Origin of the sequence: Methylocystis rosea SV97 (assembly GCF_000372845.1) — a bacterium.
In the GTDB taxonomy this organism is placed as follows: domain Bacteria; phylum Pseudomonadota; class Alphaproteobacteria; order Rhizobiales; family Beijerinckiaceae; genus Methylocystis; species Methylocystis rosea.
Genome location: NZ_KB889963.1, coordinates 1,448,162 through 1,473,988 on the forward strand (window position 1 = coordinate 1,448,162; position 25,827 = coordinate 1,473,988).

General features: G+C 63.9%; 29 protein-coding genes and 1 tRNA gene. 20 read left to right on the forward strand and 10 right to left on the reverse strand.

The genetic code is table 11. The annotated features are described in order from the left end of the window. Positions 1-302 precede the first annotated feature (302 nt). The gene (locus A3OO_RS0107575) at positions 303-779 is read left to right on the forward strand and encodes a MarR family winged helix-turn-helix transcriptional regulator (RefSeq protein WP_018407233.1); all 477 of its coding nucleotides are present in this window, start codon (positions 303-305) and stop codon (positions 777-779) included. After that, positions 776-1,264, forward strand: coding sequence for a VOC family protein (locus A3OO_RS0107580; RefSeq protein ID WP_018407234.1), 489 nt, complete (start codon positions 776-778; stop codon positions 1,262-1,264). The genes A3OO_RS0107575 and A3OO_RS0107580 overlap by 4 nt, the downstream gene beginning before the upstream one ends. A gap of 127 nt (positions 1,265-1,391) precedes the next feature. Here A3OO_RS0107580 and epsC read toward each other — a convergent pair whose 3' ends face one another. Further along, positions 1,392-2,324 carry a serine O-acetyltransferase EpsC gene (gene epsC / locus A3OO_RS0107585; protein WP_018407235.1) on the reverse strand — a complete coding sequence of 311 codons (933 nt, stop codon included), beginning with the start codon at positions 2,322-2,324 and terminating at the stop codon, positions 1,392-1,394. A gap of 140 nt (positions 2,325-2,464) precedes the next feature. Here epsC and A3OO_RS0107590 point away from each other — a divergent pair, with 140 nt between their 5' ends. Then, positions 2,465-3,412, forward strand: coding sequence for a family 2A encapsulin nanocompartment shell protein (locus tag A3OO_RS0107590; RefSeq protein WP_026222781.1), 948 nt, complete (start codon positions 2,465-2,467; stop codon positions 3,410-3,412). 55 nt (positions 3,413-3,467) lie between these two features. Further along, positions 3,468-5,648: a family 2A encapsulin nanocompartment cargo protein cysteine desulfurase gene (locus A3OO_RS0107595; RefSeq protein ID WP_018407237.1), complete on the forward strand. Its 2,181-nt coding sequence runs from the start codon at positions 3,468-3,470 to the stop codon at positions 5,646-5,648. A gap of 24 nt (positions 5,649-5,672) precedes the next feature. On the opposite strand, the gene A3OO_RS0107600 is transcribed toward A3OO_RS0107595, so the two are convergent. Then, positions 5,673-5,927, reverse strand: a complete 255-nt coding sequence (locus A3OO_RS0107600; protein ID WP_018407238.1) for a hypothetical protein — start codon at positions 5,925-5,927, stop codon at positions 5,673-5,675. Between the two features lie 176 nt (positions 5,928-6,103). On the opposite strand from A3OO_RS0107600, the gene ftsY reads away from it, so the two are divergent. From ftsY to A3OO_RS0107640, 6 genes are all read left to right on the forward strand, one after another. Continuing rightward, complete coding sequence (gene ftsY, locus A3OO_RS0107610) at positions 6,104-7,168, forward strand: signal recognition particle-docking protein FtsY (RefSeq protein WP_018407240.1); 1,065 nt, start codon at positions 6,104-6,106, stop codon at positions 7,166-7,168. Positions 7,169-7,173: 5 nt separating this feature from the next. Further along, complete coding sequence (locus A3OO_RS0107615; RefSeq protein ID WP_018407241.1) at positions 7,174-7,776, forward strand: septation protein A; 603 nt, start codon at positions 7,174-7,176, stop codon at positions 7,774-7,776. Positions 7,777-7,924: 148 nt separating this feature from the next. Further along, positions 7,925-8,068: a hypothetical protein gene (locus A3OO_RS0107625; protein WP_018407243.1), complete on the forward strand. Its 144-nt coding sequence runs from the start codon at positions 7,925-7,927 to the stop codon at positions 8,066-8,068. 50 nt (positions 8,069-8,118) lie between these two features. Continuing rightward, the gene (locus A3OO_RS0107630; RefSeq protein WP_018407244.1) at positions 8,119-9,072 is read left to right on the forward strand and encodes a tyrosine recombinase; all 954 of its coding nucleotides are present in this window, start codon (positions 8,119-8,121) and stop codon (positions 9,070-9,072) included. 96 nt (positions 9,073-9,168) lie between these two features. Continuing rightward, a complete protein-coding gene (locus A3OO_RS0107635) occupies positions 9,169-9,732 on the forward strand; it encodes a bactofilin family protein (protein WP_018407245.1) in 564 nt (187 codons plus the stop codon). A 62-nt stretch (positions 9,733-9,794) separates the two neighbouring features. Beyond that, positions 9,795-9,870 (forward strand) — tRNA-Glu (locus A3OO_RS0107640). A 72-nt stretch (positions 9,871-9,942) separates the two neighbouring features. Here the strand turns inward: A3OO_RS0107640 and A3OO_RS0107645 are convergent. After that, entirely contained in the window at positions 9,943-10,563 is a 621-nt protein-coding gene (locus A3OO_RS0107645; protein ID WP_018407246.1) for a methyltransferase domain-containing protein, read from the reverse strand. Positions 10,564-10,885: 322 nt separating this feature from the next. Between A3OO_RS0107645 and sucC the strand changes: the two genes are divergently transcribed. Together sucC and A3OO_RS0107660 are read left to right on the forward strand one after the other, a co-directional pair. After that, complete coding sequence (gene sucC / locus A3OO_RS0107655) at positions 10,886-12,082, forward strand: ADP-forming succinate--CoA ligase subunit beta (protein ID WP_018407248.1); 1,197 nt, start codon at positions 10,886-10,888, stop codon at positions 12,080-12,082. A 242-nt stretch (positions 12,083-12,324) separates the two neighbouring features. Next, positions 12,325-14,037, forward strand: coding sequence for a tetratricopeptide repeat protein (locus A3OO_RS0107660; RefSeq protein ID WP_018407249.1), 1,713 nt, complete (start codon positions 12,325-12,327; stop codon positions 14,035-14,037). On the opposite strand, the gene A3OO_RS0107665 is transcribed toward A3OO_RS0107660, so the two are convergent. The 3 genes from A3OO_RS0107665 to A3OO_RS0107675 all read right to left on the reverse strand — a co-directional run bounded on the left by A3OO_RS0107665 (position 14,038) and on the right by A3OO_RS0107675 (position 15,934). Then, positions 14,038-14,457 carry an EVE domain-containing protein gene (locus A3OO_RS0107665; protein WP_018407250.1) on the reverse strand — a complete coding sequence of 140 codons (420 nt, stop codon included), beginning with the start codon at positions 14,455-14,457 and terminating at the stop codon, positions 14,038-14,040. Next, positions 14,457-14,738: a YciI family protein gene (locus tag A3OO_RS0107670; RefSeq protein ID WP_026222783.1), complete on the reverse strand. Its 282-nt coding sequence runs from the start codon at positions 14,736-14,738 to the stop codon at positions 14,457-14,459. The genes A3OO_RS0107665 and A3OO_RS0107670 overlap by 1 nt, the downstream gene beginning before the upstream one ends. A 152-nt stretch (positions 14,739-14,890) precedes the next feature. Then, positions 14,891-15,934 carry a coiled-coil domain-containing protein gene (locus A3OO_RS0107675; protein ID WP_245257128.1) on the reverse strand — a complete coding sequence of 348 codons (1,044 nt, stop codon included), beginning with the start codon at positions 15,932-15,934 and terminating at the stop codon, positions 14,891-14,893. 294 nt (positions 15,935-16,228) lie between these two features. On the opposite strand from A3OO_RS0107675, the gene A3OO_RS0107685 reads away from it, so the two are divergent. Beyond that, positions 16,229-16,654, forward strand: a complete 426-nt coding sequence (locus A3OO_RS0107685) for a hypothetical protein (protein ID WP_026222784.1) — start codon at positions 16,229-16,231, stop codon at positions 16,652-16,654. Between the two features lie 39 nt (positions 16,655-16,693). Here the strand turns inward: A3OO_RS0107685 and A3OO_RS0107690 are convergent, their stop codons facing one another. Further along, positions 16,694-17,290 (reverse strand): DUF1134 domain-containing protein, encoded by a 597-nt coding sequence (locus A3OO_RS0107690; protein WP_026222785.1) that lies wholly within the window; start codon positions 17,288-17,290, stop codon positions 16,694-16,696. A gap of 126 nt (positions 17,291-17,416) precedes the next feature. Then, complete coding sequence (gene cysQ / locus A3OO_RS0107695) at positions 17,417-18,274, reverse strand: 3'(2'),5'-bisphosphate nucleotidase CysQ (RefSeq protein WP_018407256.1); 858 nt, start codon at positions 18,272-18,274, stop codon at positions 17,417-17,419. 189 nt (positions 18,275-18,463) lie between these two features. Here cysQ and chpT point away from each other — a divergent pair, with 189 nt between their 5' ends. Beyond that, complete coding sequence (gene chpT, locus A3OO_RS0107705; protein WP_018407258.1) at positions 18,464-19,150, forward strand: histidine phosphotransferase ChpT; 687 nt, start codon at positions 18,464-18,466, stop codon at positions 19,148-19,150. A gap of 93 nt (positions 19,151-19,243) precedes the next feature. Here the strand turns inward: chpT and A3OO_RS0107710 are convergent, their stop codons facing one another. Both A3OO_RS0107710 and ctrA read right to left on the reverse strand, forming a co-directional pair. Beyond that, on the reverse strand, positions 19,244-19,813 hold the full coding sequence (locus tag A3OO_RS0107710; protein ID WP_083909799.1) for a DUF4142 domain-containing protein: 570 nt from the start codon (positions 19,811-19,813) through the stop codon (positions 19,244-19,246). 164 nt (positions 19,814-19,977) lie between these two features. Further along, the gene (gene ctrA / locus A3OO_RS0107720) at positions 19,978-20,679 is read right to left on the reverse strand and encodes a response regulator transcription factor CtrA (RefSeq protein ID WP_018407261.1); all 702 of its coding nucleotides are present in this window, start codon (positions 20,677-20,679) and stop codon (positions 19,978-19,980) included. Positions 20,680-21,257: 578 nt separating this feature from the next. Between ctrA and A3OO_RS0107730 the strand changes: the two genes are divergently transcribed. From A3OO_RS0107730 to rpmH, 6 genes are all read left to right on the forward strand, one after another. Further along, positions 21,258-21,851 (forward strand): TetR/AcrR family transcriptional regulator, encoded by a 594-nt coding sequence (locus tag A3OO_RS0107730; protein ID WP_018407263.1) that lies wholly within the window; start codon positions 21,258-21,260, stop codon positions 21,849-21,851. A gap of 61 nt (positions 21,852-21,912) precedes the next feature. After that, positions 21,913-22,182, forward strand: a complete 270-nt coding sequence (locus A3OO_RS0107735) for a DUF4242 domain-containing protein (RefSeq protein WP_018407264.1) — start codon at positions 21,913-21,915, stop codon at positions 22,180-22,182. 33 nt (positions 22,183-22,215) lie between these two features. Next, positions 22,216-23,499 (forward strand): methanethiol oxidase, encoded by a 1,284-nt coding sequence (gene mtoX / locus A3OO_RS0107740; RefSeq protein WP_018407265.1) that lies wholly within the window; start codon positions 22,216-22,218, stop codon positions 23,497-23,499. Then, complete coding sequence (locus A3OO_RS21330) at positions 23,496-24,233, forward strand: SCO family protein (RefSeq protein ID WP_051080344.1); 738 nt, start codon at positions 23,496-23,498, stop codon at positions 24,231-24,233. Before mtoX ends, A3OO_RS21330 begins: the two co-directional genes overlap by 4 nt. 221 nt (positions 24,234-24,454) lie before the next feature. Next, a complete protein-coding gene (locus A3OO_RS0107750) occupies positions 24,455-25,390 on the forward strand; it encodes a cytochrome-c peroxidase (RefSeq protein WP_245257129.1) in 936 nt (311 codons plus the stop codon). Positions 25,391-25,681: 291 nt separating this feature from the next. Next, entirely contained in the window at positions 25,682-25,816 is a 135-nt protein-coding gene (rpmH, locus tag A3OO_RS22920; RefSeq protein ID WP_026222788.1) for a 50S ribosomal protein L34, read from the forward strand. The last annotated feature ends 11 nt before the right edge of the window (positions 25,817-25,827 follow it).

Below are 25,827 nucleotides of genomic sequence, written 5' to 3' on the forward strand. Positions count from 1 at the left end.
CGCGCGATCGTGTGAAGGTTTCCTCATCCTAAAGGAGCGTGCGGCGCACGCGTCTCGAACATTTCCTCATCCTGAGGAGCGTGCGGAGCACGCGTCTCGAAGGACGAGGAAATGTTCATGCGTCGCCTTCGTGAACTGGCCCTCGTGCTTCGAGACGCGGCTTGCGCGCCACCCCCCTAGGGGAAACCGTTTCCTCGTCCTTCGAGACGCGGCCTTCGGCCGCTCCTCAGGATGAGGCAACGGTTTACTGGAGCGCGCGACTCGACAAACGCAATAAACGTTGATATCAACATAATGACGCCATGTCAAAGAAGCTGCCGATCGAGGTCGTTCATGAGGTTCGCGACGCCTGTCTCTGCCTTGCGACGCAGCGCGCAGCGCGCACGCTCGCGCGGCGCTTCGATCGCGCCTTCGCGCCGCTTGGACTCACCAATGGCCAGTTCTCGCTGATGATGATGCTCAATGCGCCGCAGGCGCCGACGCTGGGGCGACTCGCGCAGGCGCTCGCCATGGATCGCACGACGCTCACCGCCGCGCTGAAATCCCTGGAGCGGCGCGGTCTCGTCGAAACGCGTCTCGATGAGAAGGACCGCCGCGCGCGCAGACTGTTTTTGACCAACGCCGGCGGCGATCTGCTCGCCGCCGCGCTGCCGATCTGGCGTCGCGAACATGCCGCGCTCGACGCCGGGTTTTCGCAAAGCGAAGGACAAAGGCTGCGCAAAGCGCTGCGCACATTAGGGGCTGAAATTCAAACCGAAGGAAAGGACGTCAAAGCATGAACGCCAATGTCGAGAAAAATCCCTCCTGCATGCGATCGATCACGCCGCATCTCATTTGCGCCGGCGCGGCCGACGCGATCGAATTTTACAAGAAGGCCTTCGGCGCCGAAGAGATGATGCGCATGCCCGGACCTGACGGAAGGTTGATGCATGCGGCGGTGAAGATCGGCGACTCCGTGGTGATGCTTGTCGACGAGATGCCGGAATGGGGCGCGCTGGGACCGAAGGCGCTCAAAGGTTCGCCGGTCACCATCCATCTCATGGTCGACAATGTCGACGAGGTGTACGCGCGCGCGGTCGCGGCCGGCGCAACGGCGAAAATGCCGGTCGCCGACATGTTCTGGGGCGATCGCTATGGGAAGGTGGTCGACCCCTTCGGCCATGACTGGTCGATCGCGACGCATGTGCGCGACATGACGACGGAAGAGATGCTCGAGGCGGGACGCGCGGCGATGGCGCAGGGCTGCGCCGAGGCGACGGCCTGAGAAACGGGCGTCCTCGTCCTTCGAGACGCGTGCTGCGCACGCTCCTCAGGACGAGGAAGCCCTTCACCCGATCGCCCTTCTGACGGGGAAGCGGGCCGGGGCGTCGGCCCGCTTGGTTTCAGCACAATCAAATTCCCGCGCCGTGATCGAAGAGCTCGATCCGCGCTTTCGCCTGCGTGATGTTGCTGCCGGGCGGAATGGAGTGCGTGAGCCAGACGTTGCCGCCGATCGTCGATCCGCGGCCGATGGTGATGCGGCCGAGCACCGTCGCGCCGGCATAGATCACGACGTCGTCTTCGAGAATCGGATGTCGCGGCTTGCCTTTCTCGAGCGCGCCGTTTTCATCGACATCGAAGCGCTTGGCGCCAAGCGTCACCGCCTGATAGAGCCGCACATTCTTGCCGATGCGCGCCGTTTCGCCGATGACGACGCCGGTGCCGTGATCGATGAAGAAGCCCTGGTCGATTTCGGCGCCCGGATGAATGTCGATGCCTGTCTGTGAATGCGCGATTTCCGCGACGATGCGCGCCAGCATCGGAACGCCGAGTCGATAGAGTTCATGCGCCAGCCGGTGTTTGATCAAGGCGGCGACGCCGGGATAGCAGAAAATAATCTCATCGAGGCTTTTCGCGGCCGGATCGCCGGCATAAGCCGCACGGATGTCGGCGTCGAGCAGCATGCGCACGCGCGGAATCGCACGCGCGAAGGCGTCGACGATGTCCGTTGGGCGCAGCCGCGTCTGTTCGTCCGACGCATCGCTCGGGAAAAGCGCGAACTCGCGCCGGACCTGTTCGTGCAGACCCCCAAGGCACGTCTTTAGCGTCGTCGCGATGAATTCGTCGGTGCTGTCGAAGGGCAGTTCGGGCGGTCCATAATGCCGGGGATAAAGAGCTGCAGTGATCCCCTCGACGATCGACGCCATGACGAATTTCGACGGGAGCTGCGGCGGCGCGGCGTTTCCGTAACGCTGCGCCTGCGACGCTCGGCGCAGCGCGCTCAAGGCGGAAACGATCGCGTCGATGTCGCGGTCATTCGAAAAAAACTCTCGCAGCATCGTCATATTGCTTTCGCTCGCCGATGGGGCCCGACCCCTGGCTTGACCATATAACTGGTATAGTCTATCGACAAGCTATAGTAAGCGAGTAGCGGCGTCGAATGGCGCGGGCCGCGTGGAGCTATCTTGTCGAGGGAAAAGGATTGATGACCGCAGAACCTGAAGTTCGCCGAACGTTAAGCGAATCGGCCGCCCGCCAGCTCGCCAATGCGACGAAGACGCGTCCGCAATGGTCGGGCATCACGCCGCGCTGGCTGGTGTCGTTCCTGCCCTGGGTGCCGGTCGAAGCGGGCATCTATCGTCTCAACCGGGTCAAGGAGGCGACGGCGCTCAGCGACGCCGACGTCCAATGCAGTCCGGCGCGCGACCGCGACGCCGACCTGCCGGAGACCTTCGTTGATTACGAGGATGCGCCGCGCGAATATTCGATGAACGCGGTGACCACGATCCTCGACGTGCAGACGCGCGTCTCGGATCTCTACAATCATCCTTACGACCAGATTCAGGAGCAGGTGCGGCTCCTCACCGAAAAGGTGAAGGAGAAACAGGAAGCCGAACTCATCAACAATGCCGAATATGGCTTCCTCGCCAATGCGCATCCGTCGATGAAGCTCAGCGCGCGCACCGGCGCGCCGCAGCCCGACGATCTCGACGAACTCATTGCGAAAGTCTGGAAGGAGCCCGCCTTCTTCCTCGCTCATCCGCGCGCCATCGCGGCATTCGGGCGCGAATGCACGCGCCGCGGCGTGCCGCCGCCAACCGTGACGCTGTTCGGCTCGCCCTTCGTCACCTGGCGCGGCCTGCCGCTGATCCCAAGCGACAAGCTCTACGTCGATGAAGCGGGAAAGACGAATATTCTGCTGCTGCGCACCGGCGAGAAGAAACAGGGCGTCGTCGGCCTGTTCCAGCCGGGCGTCCCCGGAGAAGTCGCGCCGAGCCTGTCGGTGCGCTTCATGGGAATTAATCGCAAGGCGATCGCCTCGTATCTGATCTCGCTCTATTGCTCGGCGGCCGTGCTGACGCATGACGCGCTGGGCGTGCTCGAAGATGTCGATGTCGGCAAATATCACAAATATCCCGACGAATATGCGTGAACCCTATGGGATCGGCGCTGAGCGCGCCGATTCTTCCCTGCTGAGGTGTGCACATATGCCGACTGCGCCGCAGACGCCGCAATTAATCGACTTCCCCATCGATGGCCTGCCGTCTAAGGAGGCGTTCACGCATCATGACGCCGCCGCGCCCGACGCGCAGATCATCGCGCACATGGCCAACGCCTTCTTTGGCGCGCTGCCCCATGCGACGCTACCGGCGACCGGCGCCGTGACGCAGCAATCCGGCGCGCCGGCCCTTGCCGGCGCGTTGCCGTTCTTCCCCGCCGTGACGCCCAGTCTGACCGATATTCCGGCGCCATCGGTCGTGACGAGCATCGCGCCGCATGCGCCTGCGCGCGCGCCTTTCGGTCCCATGGACTTTCCGCCGACGACGATCCCTTCCGTTGTCCCGACTCCGAATGTCCCGGCGCCCTCGGCGCCGCAGACCTTGCATTCCTCGACGCGGCCGTTGGGGCTCGCAGATATTCCGCAGCCCGGCGCTTCGCTCGGCGGCGCGACATCATCGGTCCCCGGCGAATTGGATTACAGCGAGCCGACGCGCCGCCTTGCGCAGGAGTTCTCGCTCGTCGAGACTGACGCGGTCGCACGACCGGCAAGCGACTATTATTTTCTTACAACCGCGCTGACGCCTGGACGCGGAGAGCCCTTACGCTATGAAACGCGCGCGCCGTCAACCGGCGCGGGCTATGGCCATCCCGACCCCTTCTCGCCGCAGCAGACGAGCGGAGCGATGCGTGGCGACGAAATCGTCTCGCGTCACTCGCAAGGCGGCGCGACGCAGGGAGCCTATCCGCTGCATCCCGGCGAATTCGCGCAAGGCGGCGGCGCGTCCGATTATGCGCATAGCGCGCCACACTCGCCGGGCGCCGGCGGTCGCGAGATCCATGGCGCGCCCCCCGGCGCGACCCCTGGCGCGGCGCCCTATGGCGGCGATGGCGTCTACGCGGCGCCTCGGCAGGGACGCCAACCCGAGAAAACCGTCGCCACGCGGCATCTCTTCGATCCCTATCGCGTCAAGCGCGACTTCCCCATCCTCAACCAGAGCGTCAACGGACGTCAGCTTATCTGGCTCGACAACGCCGCGACGACGCAAAAGCCGCAATCGGTGATCGACCGGCTGGCGCATTTCTATGAATATGAAAATTCCAACATCCATCGCGCCGCGCATACGCTCGCGGCGCGCGCGACCGACGCCTATGAGGAAGCGCGCGAGAAAGTCCGCCGCTTTTTGAAGGCGCCCAACGTCAAGGATATTATCTTCGTGCGCGGCGCGACGGAGGGCGTCAATCTCGTCGCGCAGAGCTGGGGCCGGCGCAATGTGCGTGAGGGCGACGAGATCGTCGTCTCACACCTTGAACATCACGCCAATATCGTGCCGTGGCAAATGCTGTGTTCCGAGAAGGGCGCGAAGCTGCGCGTCGCGCCCGTCGACGACCGCGGCGCGCTCATTCTCCAAGAGTATGAGAAGCTCCTGGGCCCGAAGACGCGGATCGTCGCGGTCTCGCAGGTCTCGAACGCGCTCGGCACGGTTACGCCCGTCCAGGAGATCACGGCGATCGCGCATCGTTACGGCGCCTGCGTGCTCGTCGATGGCGCGCAATCGGTTTCGCATATGCCTGTCGACGTCCAGTCGATCGGCTGCGACTTCTTCGTCTTCTCCGGCCATAAGGTGTTCGGCCCGACCGGCATTGGCGTCGTTTACGGCAAGGACGCCGTGCTCGAACATCTCGATCCGTGGCAGGGCGGCGGCAATATGATCGCCGACGTCACGTTCGAAAAGACGATCTACCAAGGCCCGCCGGAGCGCTTCGAGGCCGGCACGGGCAATATCGCCGACGCCGTGGGGCTCGGCGCGGCGCTCGACTATGTCGAAGCCATCGGCATGGAGGTGATCGCCCGTTACGAGCACGATCTTCTCGTCTATGCGACCGAAAAGATGACGACCGTTCCGGGTCTGACCCTCATCGGCACGGCGCCGGAGAAAGCCTCGGTGCTCTCCTTCACGCTCGATGGACACGATTCGCAAGAGGTCGGCAAAGCGCTCGATCGCGAGGGGATCGCCGTTCGCGCCGGTCATCACTGCGCGCAACCGATTCTGCGCCGCTTCGGCCTCGAAGCCACCGTGCGCCCGTCGCTGGCCTTCTACAACACATGCGCGGACATCGACGCGCTTGTCAGCGCGCTGCTGCGGCTGCAGACGGGGAGAGCTTTTTAGCCAGCGATTTCGAGCCGTGGCTGCTTAGTCATTATCGAGCCTGTAGCAGGAAAAATCGCGATCGGTGAAGCCGGTGCGCCAGTCTTTCAGATCGTGGCGGTAACCCGGCGGATAGGGGAATTTACAATCTCCCGCGTAGGCGGGCGGCCGGGCCCTTCCATACCAGCCGGGCTGGCCTGGATGATATCCCGGGGACTGAGCAAAGGCCGAGCCCGCCGTGGCGGTGATCAGCGTCAAGGCGAATGCGCCGGCGAAGAGCTGTCGCGTCCTGGCTTGCATTGCGCGCCTCCCGTCGAACCGTTAGACGGGAGAACAACCCGGCGTTTCATGGGATGTTCCGGCGCCATGGCGAGCGCCGCCATTTTTGGGAGCGTCTCTTGCATTGGCGCCACGCGCGCGGCAAGGGACTTCGACCGCTGGCCCTTTCGGCGCAACTCGTGTAGTCCATCCCGTGAATGAGCCAGGACACCGAAGGTAAAAAGCGCGGCATGTTCTCCCGCCTGTTTGGCGGCGGCCAGAGCGAGCCCGCGCCCGAAGCGGCGCCCCAGCCGGCGCCTGAGCAAGAGGCGCCTGAGGAGGAAAAGCGCTCCTGGTGGTCGCGCCTGTCCGGCGGCCTCTCGCGCACCTCGCAGGCGATCACCCAGGGCGTCGCCGACGTTTTCACCAAGCGCAAGCTCGACGCGCTGACGCTCGAGGAGCTCGAAGACGTGCTGCTGCGGGCCGATCTTGGCGTGGGCGCCGCGACGCGCATCACCGAGGCGGTCGGCAAGGCGCGCTACGAGCGCGACATCGAGCCCGAGGAAGTGCGCGAAATCCTTGCGCGCGAAGTCGAGCGCGTGCTGGCGCCGGTCGCCGAGGAACTCGTCGTCGACGACGCCAAGAAGCCCTTCATCATTCTCGTCGTCGGCGTCAACGGCTCGGGCAAGACGACGACCATCGCCAAGCTCACCGCGAAATGGACCGGCGAGGGCAAAACGATCTTGCTTGCGGCGGGCGACACCTTCCGCGCCGCGGCGGTCCAGCAGCTCGAGGTCTGGGGCGCGCGGCTTGGCGCCGAAGTCGTATCGGGCGCGGAAGGCGCCGATGCGGCGGCGCTCGCCTTCGACGCGATCAAGCGCGCGAAAGAGCAGGGCGCCGACATTTTGCTCATGGACACGGCCGGCCGACTGCAAAATCGCGCCGAGTTGATGGCCGAGCTTGAAAAAATCGTTCGCGTGATGAAAAAAGCCGACGCCGAGGCGCCGCATGCGGTGCTGCTCGTGCTCGACGCCACCGTCGGACAGAACGCGCTGCAGCAGGTGGATGTTTTCGAGCGGGTCGCCGGCGTCACGGGCCTCGTGATGACCAAGCTCGACGGCACCGCGCGAGGCGGCATTCTGGTCGCAATCGCCGAGACTTACGGCTTGCCGATCCACTTTATCGGCGTGGGCGAAAGCGCCGACGATCTGGAGCCGTTTGCGGCGCGCGACTTCGCACGGGCGATTGCAGGGCTTGAAGAAACGTCAGAGGCGGAAAGCTAAGAGAGATGACGCAGGAAACGGCCATCGCGGCAAAAAGAAAGCTCAATCCCTGGCTGAAGCTCGCACTGGAACTGGGACCGCTGCTGCTGTTCTTCGTCATCAATTCCAAATACGGCATTTTCGCCGCGACCGGCGTGCTGATGGCCGGCGTTGTCGTTACGCTCGCCGTCTCATGGGCGATCACCCGACATCTGCCGGCGATGCCCGTCGTCACCGCCGTGCTGGTGCTGGTTTTCGGCTCGCTCACCTATTTTCTGCATGACGAAACCTTCATCAAGCTGAAGGTGACGATCCTTTACACGCTGTTTGGCGCCGGCCTCATCGGCGCGCTCTATTTCGGCAAGCTGCTGCTGCCGATCGTCTTCGACATGGCGATCCACATTGACGACGCGGGCTGGCGCAAGCTCACTATACGCTGGGGCCTGTTCTTTTTCGCGCTTGCCGGGCTCAATGAAGTCCTGCGCCGCATTCTGACGACCGACGACTGGGTGAATTTCAAGGTCTTCGGCATATTGCCGCTGACGCTCGTCTTCGCGCTGTCGCAGGCGCCGCTGATCATGCGCCACGAAATTCGCCCCGAGGACGAAGACCCCGAAACGCATTTCTAAGGCTTGGCGTCGCGCGCCTTTTGAACGCGATCGGCGGCGTCCCGCGCCGAACATTTCAAGCGCATGCGCGCCGACCATCGCGCGGGTTGCAATCGACGCGCGTTCGGGCGAAGAGAGTCTTCGGGTTTATGGGGGCTGAGTCGAATCCTTGCCGAGTCTCATCCGCTTTCTGATCGTCGTCGGCGCCATCGTCGCGATCGCCTATGGCGTCATGGTCGCCCTCGTCGCTTATGTGACGCCGCAACCGCGCCAGATGACCTATACGATCCCGGCGCAGCGGTTGAACAAGTGAAGGCTGTCATTCGTGACGCCTGTGCGGAATGACGCTGGGGAGTTAAGCGCATGAAAGCCGGCGCAGCGCGCCAGCTCGACGCCTTTCTCGACATGCTGGCCGCGGAGCGTGGCGCGGCGCGCAACACGCAGGACGCCTATCGGCGCGATCTTTCCGATTACATCGCGCATCTTACCGCGAATGGCCGCGATCCCGGCGCCGCGACGACGGAAGACATTCGCGCCTATCTCGCCTCATTGGAGCCGCGCGGCATGTCGGCGGCGACGGTGGCGCGGCGCATTTCGGCGATTCGCCAGTTCCACAAATTTCTCTACGTCGACCGCCATCGCGCCGACGACCCTGCCTCGGCGCTCGACGGACCGCGGATGCGGCGCAGCGCGCCCGGCGTATTCTCCACCGCGGAGATCGATCGGCTGCTCACGATCGCGAGTGAAGGACTCGATGACGAAACGCGGCCTGCCGGCGAGCGGCTGCGGGCGACGCGGCTCTATGCGCTGCTCGAAACGCTGTACGCCACCGGCCTGCGCGTCTCCGAACTTGTCTCGCTGCCAAAAACCGCCGCGCATTCGCGCGATCCTTTCATCGCCATTCGCGGCAAGGGCGGGCGCGAGCGCCTGGCGCCGCTGACCGATCGGGCGCGCCGCGCGCTTCTTTCCTACCGCAAGCTGCTTGAGGAGATGGCGCTAGAGCGCGCCGGCTCGAGCTTTCTGTTCCCCGCCGACAGCGACAGCGGTCACCTGACCCGCCAGGCCTTCGCGCGTGATCTCAAGGCGCTGGCGAGCGCCGCCGGCCTGCCGGCCGCCGCGATGCATCCGCATGCGCTGCGCCACGCCTTTGCGAGCCATCTGCTGCAGAACGGCGCCGATCTGCGCGTGGTGCAGGAACTGCTCGGCCATGCGGACATCTCGACGACGCAGATCTATACGCATGTGCTCGACGAGCGCATGCGGGCGATGGTGCGCGATCTGCATCCGCTGTCGGAGACGACGGACAAGCCGGGTTAAGCCGCCTTGAGCCGCCTTTGGCGCTTTTTCCGTTGAATGTTGAGACGCGCTCAACGTAAGCTTTTCCGCGCATTTGAACGACCGAGGAGCTTGGCGATGGCGAAGAACGCGATGGACTTTCGGCCCGAGGAAGAGAATGTCGCCTATATCGGCGCCGGCGTGACGCTCAAGGGCGAGATCTCCGCCTCGGATCTCATCATCGTCGACGGCGCGATCGAGGGCGACGTCTCCGCGCGCGTCATTCAGGTGGGGCAGGGCGGCGTCATCCGCGGCAAGGTCAGCGCCACGGAAGCCGACGTCAGCGGCTGGATCTCCGATCATATCGAGATCAAGCAGCTGCTCGTCGTGCGCGCCACCGGACGCGTCGAGGGCAAGATCACCTATGGCGAGATCGAGCTGGAAAAGGGCGCCGTCATCGCCGGCGAACTGACCGCGATCGATGATTATCGCGCCGCGAAGCCGGCGCAGGCGGCGAAGTCCGCCGCCGAACGCGTGGAGATCGCGGGCGCGCCGCCCAAACCCTCTTCGATCGATCGCATCAATGAGGCGGTGCGCGGCGCCAAGGGCGGTAAGGGCGCGCTCTATCTCGCCGCCGAGGGCGAGGCGAAGCGCGTCGCGACGCGCACGCTGCTCGGCCGCAAAACTTCGGCGGGCGGTTGAGGCTGATCGTTGCGCGACAGCTTGCCCGGCGGGCGGCGGCGGTCTATAGAACGCTCCTTCCCGCTCCCTTCGTCTAGCGGTCTAGGACGTCGCCCTCTCACGGCGAAAACAGGGGTTCGAGTCCCCTAGGGAGCGCCAACAGATAAGCATTGGCGAAGCCGCCTATGTGCGGTAGCTCGTATTTCAAATTTCGCTTCGGCCAAGCCGCGCTCACTCCACCGGCGGATAATAAGCCGTCCGGAACAGAACGCGCGTGGCGTCCCGGGACTCCCGTAAAACGGTTTCTGGCGGCAGTTCGCGCAGTTCGTCAGGTGAAAAATTCGCCGGCAGTCCGACGGCGACGGCAATCCCCGAATGGATCGCCTTGCGAATAAGAGGCAGCGGATTCGGTAAAAAATCCTGCCAGCCGAAGTGCGTTTTCGTGAAGTAGTCCGGTCCGCCCCAGGGCGGGTCGATATTCAGCGCATCGAATGAGAGCTTGGGATAGACTTCCATCACGTCGTCATGAATGAATTCGATGCGCGCTGAGACGCCATAGATCTCGGCGTTATGCTTCGCCATGGACAGCCTGTCGCGATCGACGTCGACGGCGATGACGCGCTTGCCGCATCTGGCGAATCCGATCGCCGAGCCGCCGATGCCGCAAAAGGCGTCTAACACGACGGCGCCGTTCAGGAGATTGCCGATCTCCAGAGCAAAGCGCTCCGGCTTGACGGAGAACAGCCCCACCTCATCGGTTTCGACGCCCTCATCCCATTTCGAAAACAGATCGTAGCGACGATCCCAGTATTTTTGGGCGCGTGCGCCGAATGGATTATCGATGCTGGTCATCACGAGAGTGCATGAGGCTGAGCTTTCGCACTCGATCATAGGGATTGATCCCAGGCAAGGGAGGGAAGCCCTCACGCCAATCGCCAAACGCCTCGGCTCAAGAAAAAGCGCCCGGCCAGGTTGGCCGAGCGCAGTCGAAGAGGGGAGAGGGGAGCTCCGTGTCATTGAACCGCCGGCGCTCAGAATTGTTCCAAGCGGCGCGTTGTCGGAATGCGCGCGTCGCCGCGACCCGGCGCCGCCTTGACGAAACGGCTCCGCCTATGCCCATTGAGCGCGATTTTTCGCCGCGCCGGCGCGCCATTGCGCCAGGGAGACATAGCCCATGAACATCCACGAATATCAGGCCAAGGCCGTTCTGCGCGAGTTCGGCGCGCCCGTCGCTGAAGGCTTCGCCGTGCTGCGCGCCGAAGATTCGCGCGCGGCGGCCGAAAAGCTCCCCGGTCCGGTCTATGTGGTGAAGGCGCAGATCCACGCCGGAGGGCGCGGCAAGGGCAAGTTCAAGGAAGCATCTGCGGGCGACAAGGGCGGCGTGCGCATCGCCAAGTCCATCGACGAGGCGGAAGCCTTCGCCAAAGAGATGCTGGGCGCGACGCTCGTCACGCAGCAGACCGGCGAGGCCGGCAAGCAGGTCAATCGCCTCTATATCGAAGACGGCGCCGCGATTGACAAGGAATTCTACCTGTCGATGCTGATCGACCGCGCGACGTCGCGCATCGCCTATGTGGTCTCGACCGAAGGCGGCATGGACATCGAGAAGGTGGCGCATGACACGCCCGAGAAGATCGTGACCTTCTCGGTCGATCCGGCGACGGGGCTAATGCCGCATCACGGCCGCCAGGTCGCCGCGGCGCTCGGCCTCACCGGCGATCTCGCCAAGCAGGCGGGCGCGCTTACCGAAAAGCTCTACGCCGCCTTTGTGGCCAAGGACATGGAGCTCCTGGAGATCAATCCGCTGATCGTCACCAAGGACGGCAAGCTGCGCTGCCTCGACGCCAAGGTCAGTTTTGAGAACAATGCGCTCTACCGCCATCCGGACATGGTCGAGCTGCGCGACAAGAGCGAGGAGGACGAGAAGGAGATCGAGGCGTCGAAATACGACCTCGCCTACATCTCGCTCCCGGGCAATATCGGCTGCATGGTCAATGGCGCCGGCCTCGCCATGGCGACGATGGACATCATCAAGCTCTACGGCGAGTTTCCGGCGAACTTCCTCGACGTCGGCGGCGGCGCCACGACCGAGAAGGTCACGGCCGCGTTCAAGATCATCACCGCCGATCCGAACGTGAAGGGCATTCTCGTCAATATTTTCGGCGGCATCATGCGCTGCGACACCATCGCCGAAGGCGTGATCGCGGCCGTGAAGGAAGTGGGCCTGAAAGTGCCGCTGGTCGTGCGGCTCGAGGGCACCAATGTCGATCTTGGCAAGAAGATCATCAATGAGTCGGGCCTGAACGTCATTCCCGCCGACGATCTCGACGACGCGGCGCAAAAAATCGTCGCCGCGATCCGACAGGCTTGAGCTTTCCTTTGGGCTTCTCCGCAAATGGGAGAAGCCCTGCCGGGATTTCTTCCGCCTTGCGTCATCGGCCCAAAAGGGCCATCTTTAGGCGCGACCTTGGACTTTTAGGCCGCTGTTCCGCGTGGGGCGGCCTTTGCGCGCGATCGTCGCCTTTTAGGGAAGCGCCAGTGCCCAATTCAGCTCTTCTGTTTGCGTCTCCGGCCAGCCGCGCGAGACGCGCTCTGGCGCGCCTATCGTGCATCTTGCTTGCGGGATCCGGCGCCTTCGGGCTCTCCTGCGACAGCAGCCTCGCGGCGCGGGAAAATATCATCGTCGCCCGGCCTTTCGAGGTCGGCTCCAGCCTGTCGGGCAATTATCTCGCCGCGATCGTCGCCGGCGCGCAGCGCGACACGCTCGCCGCCTCGACCTTCTTCCGCGAGGCCTTGCGCGACGATCCCAAGAACACCGATCTCGCCGACCGCGCCTTCGTCGCGGCGCTCGCCAACGGCAATATGTCGGAGGCCCTCTCGCTGACCGGCCGCGTGATCGCGCATGACCGCACGAACGGGCTCGCGCATCTCGCCCGCGGGGTCGATCTGATCAAGACTCGCAAATACGCCGCCGCGCGCGCCGAACTCGCAAAGGGCGGCGGGGATCGGCGCCGCGACATCACCTCGACGCTGCTCTCCGCATGGAGTTACGCCGGCGCCAAGGACACGCGTCGCGCCCTCGCAACGCTCGATACGCTCACCGATGACGCCTTCGTGGTGTTTCGCGACTATCATGCGGGCCTGATCGCCGATCTCGGCGGCGACAAGGCGGAGGCTGAAAAGCGCTTCAAGTCCGCCTATACCGCCGAGAAGAACACGCTGCGGCTTGTCGACGCCTATGCGCGCTTTCTCGCGACGCACGGACGGCGCGACGAGGCGAAGCAACTCTACCTCGCCTTCGACGAGGTCGCGCCCAGTCACCCGATTGTCGTCGCTGGCCTCGCCGCGCTCGAGGAGGGCAAGCCGCTGCCGGCCTTCGTGCGCAACGCCGACGAAGGCGCGGGTGAAGTGCTTTACGGGCTGGGCGCCGTCGGCGGCCGCCAGGGCGACGAACTCGCCTCGCTCATCTATCTGCGCCTCGCGCTGCATCTTGCGCCGGAGAACGCTCTCGCCATCGTCACGCTCGGCGACGTCTATGAGCGCATGAAGCAGGAAGAGGCCGCCATCGATCTTTATCAAAGCGTGCCGAAAGACAGTCCGCTGCGCGTCAACGCCGACGTGCAGGCGGCGCTTCTGCTGGAGACGCTCGGCAAAACCAAAGAGGCCAGCGAAAATCTCTCCGCGATCGTCGCCGCTAACCCCAAGAATCAGGAGGCGTTGACGGCGCTCGGCAATCTTCAGCGCTCGCGCAAGGCCTTCGCCGACGCCGCCGTGACCTATACGCGCGTGCTCGATCTGCGGTCCAAGGCGGACAAGAGTCTGTGGCTGCTCTACTATTATCGCGGCATCGCCAATGAACGGCGCAAGGATTGGCCGGCGGCGGAAGCCGATCTCAAGAAGGCGCTGGATCTCAACCCCGACCAGCCGCTGGTGTTGAACTATCTCGGCTATTCGTGGGTCGACAAGGGCTCTAACCTCGACGAAGCCTTCAAGATGCTGCGCCGCGCCGTCGATCTGCGGCAGCGCGACGGCTATGTCGTCGACAGCCTCGGCTGGGCCTATTACCGCCTCGGGCGCTATGACGACGCCGTGCGCGAATTGGAGAAGGCGATCGATCTGAAGCCGTCAGACCCAGTGATCAACGACCATCTCGGCGACGCCTATTGGCGCGTCGGCCGTAAGCTCGAAGCGCATTTCCAGTGGAACCATGCGCGCGACCTCAATCCGGAGGCCGACGAACTGCCGAAGATCCTCGACAAGATCAACCACGGCATGTCGGACGCGCCGACGCTCGCCCATGACAAGGCGGCGCAGAACGGCGGGTGATTACGCCTTCTCTCCCGCCATCTCCAGCACGACGCGCCACTCTTCGTCGCTCACCGGCTGCACGGAGAGGCGCGAATTGTTGACGAGGACCATGTCCTTGAGGCGCGGTTCGGCTTTGATCTCGGCAAGCGTCACCGGCTTTTTCAAAGCCTTCACGGCCTTCACATCGACCATGCCGAATTTGCCGCTCTCGTCGGTGTGGTCGGGATAATAGGTCTTGATGATCTCGACGATGCCGACCACCGCCTTGTCCTCGTTCGAATGATAGAAGAAGCCCTTTTCGCCCTTCTTCATCGCCATCAGATTGAGTTTGGCCGAGTGGTTGCGCACGCTGTTCCAGAACGTGCCCTTGGCGCCGGCCTCGACCTGCTGATCCCAGGACCAGCTCGACGGCTCGCTTTTTAACAGCCAATGCGCCACTAGAGCTGCGCTCCCACCACGCGTTTCCAGGGTTTCAGCTCCACCGAGGCGAAGAGGCCGGCCGCGGCGTAAGGGTCTTCGCTGAGCAGCGCGCGCGCCGCCGCCTCATTCTCGCAGTCGAGAATGAGCAGGGAGCCGACCGGCGTCTCGCCGTCCAGAAAAGGGCCGCCGAGCTTCACGCGCGCGGCGTGCTTGTCGAGGAAGGCGAGATGCGCGGCGCGGGTCGACATGCGCAGCTCGACGTGATCGGGCTTATCCAGGCAAAGGGCGACGAAGAACACAAGCGGCCTCGCGTAAGCGTGACGAAGGCGCAACTTGTTCCAAAGCGCGCGCCGCGGGTCAACAGCGCCGTCGACGAAATGACGATTTCGTATTCGTGCCGAGGCCTTCGGGAAGGGGAAGGCGCCAGGCGATCGGGTGTGGAAGGCGCGCTTTAGGCGCGCGTCGCCGGCGCCTCGAGCTCCTGCGCGACGACGCGGTCGCCAAAATCGATGATCGCTTCGCGCAGGGCGGCGATTTCGGCGTCGCTCGCCGCGACGGGAACAACGGACAAACCCTTGGACCCGTTGACGGCGCGGCGCAGATTGGCCCGCTCCGCGCGCAGCGCCTCGACGGCGCCTTGCAGCATGGCGTTGTCGGCGCGCGCCGATTCGAGCTTTCCGGCGGCGTCGTTCGCTTCGGCGCGCGCCACGCGCAGCGCCCCTTCCAATTGGTCGCCGTCGCTCTTTTGGCGTTCTTCGGCGGCTTTGAGCTGCGCCCGCGCCGCGTCGAGTTCAGCGGCGAGCGTCTCGCCCAGCGTGCGGGTCGCGGCAAGTTCGCCCGACATGCGCGTCAGCAGATCTTCAAGCTCCGTGGCCCGCGCGCCCGACTGCGCGGCGCGCGCGTGCTCGTCGCGCAAGACCTGCAGTTCGCGCTGCATCTCGCTATTGTGCTGATGCAGCGCCGCGACGCGCGACTCATAGGCGGCGACGAAACCGTCCAGCTGCGCCCCGGCGCCTTCGTCCTGCGCCGCCGTCTCGGTTCGAATCAGGCGCAGCTGCGCGACGCGGCCTTCGGCGCGGTCGGTCATTTCATGCAGCGCTCTCTCGGTGGCCTTCAGAAGCTCGGTGCGCTCGCCCAAAACCTTCTCCGCCTCATTGGCGCGCATGTTCATGTCGCGATTGTCGGCTTCGGCGCGATTGAGCTGCGTTTCAAGTTCGGCGATCCGCGCGACATGGCGGCCGACCGTCGCGAGATCGTGCGCCCGCGTGGCTTGCGTCGCCTCCATCGCTTGTTCGAGCCGCCGCTCGCGCACGGCGAACTCGGCGCGCAGCAGATCGCGCTCGGCGACGACTTCCTCCATCGACATCGGCGCAAGCATCTGCAGCCGTCGCATCGAAAGACGAAGCGCGCGCCGCCAGAAAGCGGGGAGGAACATCAAGGCGAAAAGCCCGGCGACGAGGAAGCCGAGCGCGAAATACATCGCTTGTTCGATCAAGACGCAGCAATCCTTGATCCGTCTCAAGGCGGACGGCGCTGCGGATTTTGCCACGTAATGACGCGGAACGCAAAGCACGAGCTATGGTTCGTCGGCGCGCGCGATGCAATACGACCGCGGCGCGCCGCGTCGTCCATTTGGATGACGACTTTCCCCCTAGCGGGCTGCAGAACGGCGGAAGCAACGGCCGCTGGCGTCGCTCGCTGAAAGCAGGAGAAGCCAAATGACGTTATCCGCTGGCGTTTTTTGCGGTGGCGGCGCGCGCGGCGCGCCGCGATTCGGGCAGGCTCGCCGATGAGCGCCATGCGCTGTCCCGGGGCTCCCGCGCTTCTTGTCGGCGATCCGGCCGAAAGAAGCCCGCAAGGCGCCAATGAGCGAGGTTTCGCCACCACGCTCGCGGCGGATGAAAGCGTTCTCGCCGCGGCGCAAACGCAGGCCGCGCCGGCTGCGCGCATCCGATTCGCGCCGATTTGCGTTGAAAACGACTGCGCGCATTGGAGCGGCGGCGGATGCGCCGTGCTCGGCCGCATCGCGCAACTGCTCGCTGAGGCGGGTGCGCCAGTGAAGCCGAGTCCCGCCTACGACTGCAGCATTCGTCATGATTGCCGCTGGCGCGGGCAGCGCGGCGACGAGGCCTGCGGCTTCTGCGGATTCGTCGCCAGGGAGCCGCTCGATCCGTCTCCGCCGCGCGCGGGCGCGCGCCGCCACCCGGTCCTTTGAACGGGGCTTTTGCGCCTTAAGTCGGCGCATCGGATCGGATCAGAACGGGTTCCAGGTCGATTCCGGCGTGAATTTCAGATAGCCGAGATTGAGGCCGAGCCGCGCGCCAAGTCCCGAGCGCACCGGCATGACGACGACCTCGTCACTGTTGAGCGCGGTGAATCCGAGGCCGCCGACGAGATAGGCTGATCCGGCGGCGCCGGAGAACCGCCGATAGATCGAGTCGACCGACGGCAGATTATAAACGAGCATCATCGTCCGATCGCCGTCGGCGCCGGCGTCGAGGCCAATCGATGGGCCCTGCCAAAACACGCGCTGCTGGCCGGCGTTGCGCGTATACATCCTGCCCTGGCCGTAGCGGAGCCCGCCAACGAAAGCGCCGCTCGCTTCCTCGCCGAGAATGTAAGCGTTCGGACTGCCCCACTGCCGCGATGCGCGCTCGACGCCTTCGGCGAGGCCGCGAGAAATAGAGCCGAAAAAGCGGTGGCCGTTCTCGACGATCTCTCCGCTGGAATAGGTTTCGGGCCGCTGCGCCGCGCGGGCGAAAGAACCAGGAGCCGCCCAAGCGCAGGCCGAGGCGGCGGCGAGGCGAAACAGGTCGCGGCGCGAGGCGGCGTTGAACGAAGATTTGCTCATGACGACGAACTCCAGGACGAACGTGTTCAAGCGCCATGCGTCGGCGTCAACGATGGCCGACCCGCGGCGCAGTTGCGTCGCAAAGGCGACAGGCGGGTTTGCGCCCGTCAAAGTCGCGCGCCGTAGTTAAGGAAGCGTTGCAGCGGCTTCGAGCGCGGCCGCGTCGGCCCAGGCGACGAATGGACCATTGCGATAATCGTCGGCCTTCTTGCCATAGCGCAGCGGCGCGCCATCCGGATCGAGCGTGACGCCGCCGGCCGCGCGCAACACGGCGTCGCCCGCAGCGGTGTCCCATTCCATCGTCGGTCCGAAACGCGGGTAGACGTCCGCCTCGCCATTGGCGAGTAGGCAGAATTTAATCGAGGAGCCGACGGGCGCGCTGCGCGCGATATGCTGTCGCGAGAGAAACGCCTTCGTCGCCTCGTCGAGATGAGACTTCGAAATCAACGCGACCAACCCTTCCGGGGGACGCGGCCGCGCGCGCAGCGGACGCCAGTCCTGCATCGGCGGCAAGGGCCCGCCAGGGACCGCCTGCGCCTCATAGCCCTGCGCGCCGGCGAACCAGACGCGGCCTTGCGCCGGCGCGTAAACCGCGCCAACGCGCGGCGCGTTCTTCTCCGCGAGCGCCACATTGATGGTGAAATCGGAGCTGCGGGCGAGAAACTCGCGCGTGCCGTCAATCGGATCGATCAACAAAAAGGCGTCGCCGGCGCCGAGCGTCTTGCCGCGCGCGACGCTCTCCTCGGCCAAAAAGGGCACGCCGGGCAGCGCCGCTTCGAGTTCGCGGAGCAGATAGGCCTCGATCCGCTCGTCCGCCTCGGTCACGGGCGACGTATCGCCCTTGAGTCGTGACTCGATGTTTGCATGGGCCAGCGTCTCCATCGCCAGCGCGCCCGCCGCAATCGCCATATTCGCGAAAAGGCGGGCGAGGTCTTCGATGTCGCCAGACGCGCTCGCCGACTGAACAAATCTCTCCGCCGCCATCGTTCGATTCCCCCAACGTCTGTTTACGATTCAGGCGCATGTCATTTGCAATCCGCGCGGCGCCCGCTAGTTTCGTTTTAGCCTGAACGCAGTGATTCGCGCGCCGCGTCAGTCCGCCGCGCATCATACAGGAAGACGGGATCAAGCTTTCTTGAGACGTCGCCGCCTTCACCCGCTTTGGATGGCATCATGACCAAATTCTCGCTCGACCCACTCGATCTTGCCGCGCTCCTGTCCTCGCGGGTCTGTCACGACGTCATTTCGCCGGTGGGCGCGATCGTCAATGGTCTTGAAGTGCTCGAGGAGGAGAAGGACGCCGAGATGCGCGGCCATGCGCTGGCGCTGATCAAATCGAGCGCCAATGAGGCTTCGGCGCGGTTGCAGTTTTGCCGGCTCGCCTTCGGCGCCGCAGGTTCGAAGGGCGCGTCGATCGACACGGGCGACGCCGAACTGGTGACGCGCCAGCTGATCGCCGACGATCGCACGCAACTCTTTTGGAGCGTTCCGCGTGTGCTGATGTCCAAGAACAAGGTCAAGCTGCTGCTGAACCTCTGCGTCTTGGCCGACGCGGCGATCCCGCGTGGCGGCGTGATTTCCGTTAGCTCGGCGGGTGAAGACGATCGGGTGACGTTCAGAATCGAGGCGAAAGGCGTCAATGCGCGCGTCGCGTCGAACGTTCCTCGCTTGCTCGAAGGCGAATCGGAAGAGGGCGCGATCGACGCCCGCGCCATTCAGGCCTATTACGCCGGTCTCGTGGCCAATTCCTGCGGCATGCAGGTTGTTGTTTCCAGCGAGCCTGAACTCGTGACGATCGAGGCGATCCCTGTCCAAGCGGCGGCGGGGATGGATGCTCCTGCAGAGAGCGCCGTCGCCTGAAGCCAAGCTCCGGGGCGAGCCTTGCGGGACCCGCGCGAGACCCGCGCGGATCCTGCCGTTTTCGATGAAGCGTATCAGCTAAGCGGAGCCGTGTTATTCGGCGCTGGTGCTTCGCTGAGTCGCGCGCGGCAGCGCCTTGGCGTCGCGCAGGTGATTCTCCAGCATCGGAATGGCGCTCTGCGCCCATCGCTTCAGATCGGCGTTCTGACCGTTCCTGGCGTAGCTTTCGAAAAGCTTCACAGCCTTCTCGTGTCCGTCGATCTGCTGTGTCCGGAAGCGCTCTTCGAAGCGCGCGCCAGTCGCTGACGTCAATTGCTGCAGAAGATTCTGGTGTTCCTTGTCGAGCGCGTTCGGAGCGTTAATCCCGCCTTGCTGCAGGATCGGCTTCAGTTCGTCGTCCATGTTCGTGTGATCTCTTACGATCCTACGGGCATAGTCGAGGAAGTCCTGAGTGTTCGCCTTGTTCTGAGCTTCGCGTCCGGCCTGGATTTCAAAATTGCCGATGTTCCAGGCCTTGTCCACGAAGTTCTGGGTCGTGGCGTCCACTCGGTTTGATCGGGTCATCGTGGCCGTTGAGCCGGATTTCGACCACGACGCGGCAAGCGCGTAACTGGGCGCCATAAGCGAAAGCGCAATGACTCCGACCAGCAGGGGTTTCCTCATCTTCGTCTCCTCGACGTTCCGCCCCCGCACCGTAAACCAATCGCGCACACGCCTGTTCCGCGAGATGCTTCAGTTGGCAAAAGAAAACGCCGCATCCTCGGACGCGGCGTTTTGCGATTCGCTCGTGATCGCGCTTTTGCTTCAGCGTTGGCGATGGCGCCGTATCAGGCGGTGATGCGTTCTTCCGCTTCGCTGGGCTCTCGCAGCACATAGCCGCGGCCCCAAACGGTCTCGATGTAGTTGCGGCCTTCGCTAGCGTTGGCGAGCTTCTTGCGCAATTTGCAAATGAACACGTCGATGATCTTCAATTCGGGCTCGTCCATCCCGCCATAGAGATGATTGAGGAACATCTCCTTCGTCAGCGTGGTGCCCTTGCGCAGCGAGAGCAACTCCAGCATCTGATATTCCTTGCCGGTCAGATGCACCCTGGCGCCGCTGACTTCCACCGTCTTCTGGTCGAGATTGACGATGAGGTCGCCGGTGATGATGATCGATTGGGCGTGGCCCTTCGAGCGGCGAACGATGGCGTGAATGCGCGCGACGAGTTCGTCCTTGTGAAAGGGCTTCGTCAGATAGTCATCGGCGCCGAAGCCTAGGCCCTTCACCTTGTCTTCGATGCCGGCGAGTCCGGAGAGAATGAGGATCGGGGTCTTCACCTTGGCGACGCGCAACGTGCGCAGCACCTCGTAGCCGGACATGTCGGGCAGGTTAAGGTCGAGAAGAATAATGTCGTAGTCATAGAGCTTGCCGAGGTCGATGCCCTCTTCGCCGAGATCGGTCGTATAGACGTTGAAGTTCTCGGATTTGAGCATGAGCTCAATACTTTGAGCCGTCGCGCTGTCGTCTTCGATCAATAAAACGCGCATGTTGGTTCCCCACCGAGCTCCATCGTCCGCGACCGATCGCGCGAAGGACGCGCGCCGGCGGCCGGCGAGAGTCCTCGCCTCAGCGACCTGACCGACCTTCCAGCGAAGGTAAGCGGAATTGGTTAATAAACCTTCACTTACGCCTCAAACGCTGCCCTAAATCTTAATCTTGGGCGGTAAGCAAGGCGGACGCGTCACGCTACGTCTGGAAGGACACGGACAGCGACGCGCGAATCACGCGTCATTTCCAATCTATACGCCGCCGCGAGTCCGGTGGGCAAAGACAAAATACGCGGCGCGTAACGAATTGCGCAGCGCGCGGCGCGCATGCGGGCAGGGCGGTCATAGGGCGCTCGTCGGGCGCTCACCGGGCGCTCATGGCCTCACGAGCGCCATCGCCTCGCCCAATGCGCGGCGTCAATGAGGCGGGGCGACGACACGCTTGCGACGACACGCTTGCGAAGAGAGCGCAGCCGATGCCGTGCGCAAAACGCTTCGCGCTTCTGATCCAGTCGTTTCGCGCCGGCGTAGTCCGAGCGCTCTTGCCAAAATAAGACGACTGGTCATATTATGACGCCATGAGCCGACGCGACGCCAAAGAGCTGAAGGAGAAGCTTCTGGACCGGGGAGTCGCCCTGCTGATGGAGCAGGGCTATCACGGCACCGGTCTGCAGGAGCTAGTGCAGAGCGTCGGCGTGCCGAAGGGTTCCTTCTACAATTATTTCGAGAGCAAAGAGGCCTTCAGCGCCGAGGTCGTCGCACATTACATCGAACCGTTCATCAAACGGCTCGACGCACAGCTTCAGCGAAAGGATCTTGGGGCCGCGACGGCGCTGCGCGCCTACTTCGATGGGCTGATCGAAGAGACGGAACGCCTGGATTTTCGGGGCGGATGCCTGCTCGGCAATCTCATCGGCGAGATCGGCGACACGAGCGATCTCTGCCAGACTTCGCTGCGCGAGGCCGTGCACCGCTATCGCGACAAGCTGCGCGAGGGAATCGCCCGAGCTCAGCGGGAAGGCAGTTTCCGCACGGACATGGACGCGAAGGAAATGGCGGACCTTCTCGTCAATTTCTGGCAGGGCGCGTTGCTGCGCATGAAGATCGAGCGCTCGGTGCGTCCGCTGACGCAATTCTGCGACATGCTGCTCAACGGCTACTTCAAGGCGTGATCGATTTGCGCCCTAATGAGACGACCGGTCATATCAGTTTGGCTCTAAGTAGGGAAAGACGATGCCGAAATTCATCATCGAACGGGACATCCCCGGCGCCGGGAAGATGACGCAGACCGATCTCCAGGCGATCTCGCGGCGCTCCTGCGCCGTCCTGCGCGCGCTTGGCCCGCAGACGCAATGGGTCGAAAGCTATGTCACCGACGATAAGGTCTACTGCGTCTACATCGCCGAGAACGCGGCGGCGATCAAAGAACATGCGGAGCAAGGAGGCTTTCCGGCCAACCGGATCAGCGAAATCAGGGCGATCATAGACCCTGCGACGGCGTGACCGGGGACTGACCAACAAGGGAGAGTGGTTCGAATGAAAAGCTTGCCGTCACGCGCAGTTCTCTGCGCGCTTCTTTTGGGGGGCGCGTTTGCGCCCGCCATCGCGGATGAAACCTGCAACTCGCCCTTCATGAGCGGGCTGATCAAGGGACAGGAACAGTATCTCCACGTCTGGACGCTCGGCGAGAAGGGCGTCGGCGATGGATCCGACAAGCTCGTCACGATCGATGTCGTTCCCGGCTCCGCGACCTACGGAAAGGTGATTCACACGATTGCCGTCGGCGGGCGCGGCGAAGCGCATCACATGGGATTCACCGACGATCGCAAATATCTCTGGGCGGGCCGTCTCGACGACAGCAAGATTTTCATCTTCGACGTCGGCTCCGATCCCTCGACGCCGAAGCTCGTCAAAACCGTCGATAATCTTGCCGAGAGCACGGGCTATGTCGGCCCGCACACCTTCTACGCGCTGCCCGGCCGCATGCTGGTGCAGGCGCTTTCGAACAAGAAGGATCACGGCGGCGTCACCGGGCTGATCACCTACAACAACGCTGGCGAACTCGTGACGACGACGCCGATGCCGCTCAATGACGGCGGCGACGGCTATGGCTACGACATCGCCATCAATCCCGCCCAGAACCGCATGCTGACGTCGAGCTTCACCGGCTGGACCAACTACATGATGGATCTTTCCCAGCTCATCCAAGACGATTCCGCGATGAAGAATTTCGGGAACACGATGGTGATGTGGGACTTGAAGGCGATGAAGCCTCTCAAGGTGTTTTCCGTTCCCGGCGCGCCGCTCGAAATTCGCTGGGCGCTGAAGCCCGGCGCCAATTGGGCGATCACCGCCGGCGCGCTCACCTCGAAACTCTACCTGATCAAGCAGGACGACAAGAACGAGTGGCAGGCGAAGGCCGTCGCCGACGTCGGCGATCCATCGAAAATTCCCTTGCCCGTGGACATCTCGATTTCGTCCGACGCATCGTCGCTCTGGGTCAACACCTTCATGGACGGAACGGCGCGGCTCTTCGATCTTTCCAATCCCGAAGCGCCCAAACAGGTCTATGCAAAAAAGATCGGCGCGCAAGTGAACATGGTCTCGCAAAGCTGGGACGGGAAGCGCGTCTATTTCACCACCTCGCTGCTCGCCAACTGGGACAAGAAGAACGCCGACAACGAGCAGTTCCTCAAGGGCTACTCATGGGACGGGAAGGAGCTTAGGGAAGATTTCGTCGTCGACTTCCATAAGGAAGGCCTCGGCCGCGCGCATCATATGAAATTCACCGCGCGCGCCCAGAAGGCCGAGGCGCCGTGACGGGCAAAGCGCGACAGACGGAGGGCGCACGCGCGCCTTTCGCCGCGTTCGTCGGTCTAGCGCTGGTTTCTGCAGCGCTGTTGGCCGCGCCGTTGCGCGCGGCCGAGACTCGCGCGCAGGCTGCGAAGGCCGAGGCCGCTAATCTTCCGCGACCCGGCGCTTATGTTCTTCAGCGCATTCAGCGCGCCCCCGAGGCGCAACTGCTCGACGCCGAGGGCAGGGCGGCGCAGCTCTCCGCCTATACGCGCGGCGCGGTGACGGCTCTCGCCTTCTTCTACGCACATTGCGTCGATCCGGCAGGCTGTCCTCTCGCGTGGTCGACCTTCGAGACGGTCGCGCGGGACGCCAATGACGATCCGCTGCTCAAATCGAGATTGCGGCTCGTCTTCGCGAGTCTCGATCCCGAGCACGATACGCCCAACGTCATGCGCCTGCTGCAAAGCAGCGAGAACGAAGCCGACAAAGTTCCCTGGGCGTTTGTCACCAGCCGTTCGCTGAGCGACCTCTCGCCGCTGATCGCGCAAATGGGTCAGGACATCGCTTTCGAAGCCGACCCAACTGGGCGGCGTTCGGGCGCGATCAATCATATGCTCAAGATCTTTCTGATCGATCCCGATGGCTGGGTGCGCGAGATCTATAGCGCCGCCTTCCTCACGCCCGAAAATCTGCTCAATGACGCGCGCACGCTCGCCATGGAGTTTCCGGAGGCGAACAATGCGGGCGCCGCGAGGTGAGCGTCCTGCCGTTCGCCATTCGTAGGAGCGCGGCGACGAAACCATCCCGGAGTCCCCCACCCGCGACACTGCGTGTCGCGACCTCCCCGCAAGGGGGAGGCATTGCGCGCGTTCTGCAAGCGCTGGCGCTATTGTTTTGCGTCGGCCACGCCGCAGCGGAGGACATCCAATCGCCGCTGGGGCTTCCACCCGTTCCCGCAATGGTCGCGGGAACGCCTGCGATGCGCAGGCTCGGCGAGAAACTGTTCTTCGACCGCAGCCTTTCGGCGAACGGCACCTTGTCCTGCGCCATGTGCCACATTCCCGCGCAGGGCTTCGCCTCCAATCAGAGCGCGCTCTCGATCGGCATGGAGGGGCGGTCGCTGCGGCGCAACGCGCCCTCGCTCTATAATGTCGCCTTCAAGAAATTCCTGTTTCACGACGGCCGCGAGACCGATCTCGCCGCGCAGGTCTGGGGGCCGTTGCTCGCGGCCGACGAGATGGGCAATTCCGGGATCGGTCCGCTCATCGCCCGGCTTCGCGCCGACGTTGAATATGGGCCGTTGTTCGAGGCGTCTTTTCCGGGCGAGGGCGCGACGATGATGACGCTCGGGCGCGCCATCGCCGCCTATGAAGCTGCGCTGCTGCGCGGCGGCGGGCGTTTCGATCGCGCGGTCTATGGCGGCGAACGCGCGGCGCTGACGCCTCAGGAGTGGAAGGGCTATGAGCTTTTCATCGGCAAGGCCGGCTGCGCCGCCTGCCATGTGCTTGGACCTGAGACGGCGCTTTTCACGGATCAGTCCTGGCATAACACAGGCGTCGCGTTTCGCTCGGGGGCGACGGGCGGCAAAAGGCTGGTGCAGCTCGCGCCCGGGGTTCTCCAAAATGTCGACATTGCGGCGATCGGCCTTGCTCAGACCGGCGCGCCGAATGACGTCGGCCGTTTCGAGATCACCAATGCGCCCACGGACCGATGGGCCTATACGACGCCGATGCTGCGCGGCGTCAGCGAGAGTTCGCCCTACATGCACGACGGAAGCTTGAGGACGCTTGCCGAGGTCATCGAGTTCTACGATGGCGGCGGGGGAGCCAATCCGTCGCTCGACCCGAAAATCCGTCCGCTGGGTCTGACCCCAGACGAAAAAGCCGCGATCGTCGTCTTCCTCGGGGCGCTTTGACCCGAGACCGGCGGATGGGAACTCGCCGACGATCGGTCGCGTCGCGTTCGGCCATTTTCGCGAGGCTCCGGCGCAAAACCGGCGGGACGAACATTGACTTGAACCTGCGCTTTCTCCTATATGCCTGCGATCGGCGCCGCTCCAAAAGGGGCGGCGAATGTTTTGTGACGGCTGTGCGTCGTCGCGGGCGCCGAAACTTTTTTGAGCTGTCTGCGGCGCGGCCGTCGACGGCGACAGGCAAGACGAGCGCGGGAGCCGGGCGCAAGCCCCTTTCGCCAGCGGAGAAGAACGGTGAAACGGACATTTCAGCCCAGCAACATTGTGCGCAAGCGCCGTCACGGCTTTCGCGCCCGCATGGCCACGGTCGGCGGACGTAACGTCATCGCCGCGCGGCGCGCCCGCGGACGCAAGCGCCTCTCGGCCTGATCCGGCTCAAT